The 1,791-nt window shown below is 37.2% G+C and carries 2 protein-coding genes and 1 pseudogene; all 3 read left to right on the top strand.

The window, feature by feature from the left end:
• A pseudogene (locus AC1M9N_RS14430) lies at positions 1-383 on the top strand (protein rep); the annotation flags it as partial.
• Positions 373-624, top strand: a complete 252-nt coding sequence (locus tag AC1M9N_RS14425; protein WP_481954965.1) for a hypothetical protein — start codon at positions 373-375, stop codon at positions 622-624. The pseudogene AC1M9N_RS14430 and the gene AC1M9N_RS14425, both read left to right, overlap by 11 nt.
• A 368-nt stretch (positions 625-992) precedes the next feature.
• On the top strand, positions 993-1,791 hold a 799-nt coding region (locus AC1M9N_RS14420; protein ID WP_481954964.1), incomplete at its 3' end, for a protein rep.

Below are 1,791 nucleotides of genomic sequence, written 5' to 3'. Positions count from 1 at the left end.
CTTATAGCCCGTTTGACCTACTTCAACTATCCATTACCGATGAATTAGTACATGGTCGTCTGCCTTCAAAATTATTTCAGGAATTTGCTATTTCTATGAAAGGCTCAAGGCAACTTGAGTGGGGGCGTGGTCTTAAATCATTTTTAGAAATTGAAGAAAAGTCAGATGAGGAATTAGCCGAAGAAACTGATAAGCAATCAATCACTCTTACACCTGTTGAAGACCTTATTTTTCATCTTTTATGCAAATTTCAAAAACGGCATTTGTACTTGGAAGCTGTCCAAAAAGATTATGAAGATGGATGTTTTGGAAATGGTTCTGCAGAAAGATTAATTAACGAGATTGTTGAAAGAGAAATTAAGGAGCTTAAAAATGCTTATTGAACGAATTGTTTTACATAGTGCTAAACGTGTTAATGATGGATTTATTGCTGAAGTTGAATTTGAAACTGAAGATGGCTTTGGGTTCTCAGGAGATATCGAGTTTGACCATGAGTTTAATTATAAATTAGGGTTTTTAAACACCTTTGTAACTACTGACGAAGATAAGTTTTTTATTAATGAAGTTTTAACTAGTGAAGATTTTAAAAATGATGTTTATCGTGGCGTTGCATTAAGTTCTTAGCGAGTGTCTACGAGCGTCGAGGGGGTGTTTGATCACTCCCTTTTTTTTTCCTTGATTACAGGCTCCCTTTTGCCTTTATCGGGAGAAATAGAGCGTCCGTATGGCGCGAACTGACTTAATTAAACAAAACCTGATGACGACGACGACAACGAGGTACGAGGAGGAGGAGAAGGAAGAAGGGTATTGTTGTCATGTGGTCTTGAAATATGCCTTTGATGTAGCGTATATTTTGATCTGCACAAAGCAAGTCCTGGCATATTTATTTTATTGGAAGGTACCATTATCCTCGAAGAAGACCAGGCATAAAAAAAATGGGCTGACAGTGCGCTAACACTTCAACCCTTGATCAACATAACGAAGGTATGTCGATGAATATATTTTATGGGCTTAATCCGTCCAAAACAAGCCCAATTGGGCTTAAAAAACCGAGTTCCCTTGGTATACTTACGAAAACTCATGTAATCCTTACGCCACAAGGCTCTCAGAGGGTTCATGATTTCCTACTTCAAGATCAATCTGTAAAATTACTCCCTAAAGAACGTGTACGTTTTTGTCGTAGGCATCGTATTGATAAAACGAAGCCTCGCACTGTTATGTATAACGAAAATAGGAAAAAAGCACATTTTGGAAATGTTCAGATTTGTGGATCTATTTGGATGTGTCCTGTATGTGCAAAGCAGATTACTGAAAAGCGTCGTCAAGAATTAAAAAATGGTCTGAATAAATGGAAAACGATTCATTCCGGTTCTGTTTATTTGCTTACATTGACCTTTAGTCATTCAAAAGATCAGCCTTTAAAATTGCTTCTTGATGGTTTGCGTAAAGCAATGAAACGCTTCTATGAAACAACCAAAGTTCAATCTATTTTTAAGCAGCTAGGCATCAAGTACAAAATCAAAGGATTGGAAGTTACTTACGGTCAAAACGGTTGGCATCCTCACCATCATGTTTTGCTTATGGCTGATCATCATGATTTATTATTTAAAAACTACACTTCTCAACTCGCAGAGCTATGGATTAAAGCCTGTTTGAAATCAGGTCTAAATGCACCGAGTATGCAACATGGCTTGGATCTCAGAAATGGATATTATGCAGAACAATACGTTTCTAAGTGGGGCTTGGAAGATGAAATTACGAAAGGTCACGTCAAAAAGGGTCGTAATGGTT

It is taken from the genome of Acinetobacter sp. ANC_7655 (assembly GCF_056784015.1).
The sequence above is the reverse complement of the archived record's forward strand: the minus strand, read 5'-3'. Positions and strand labels throughout refer to the sequence as shown.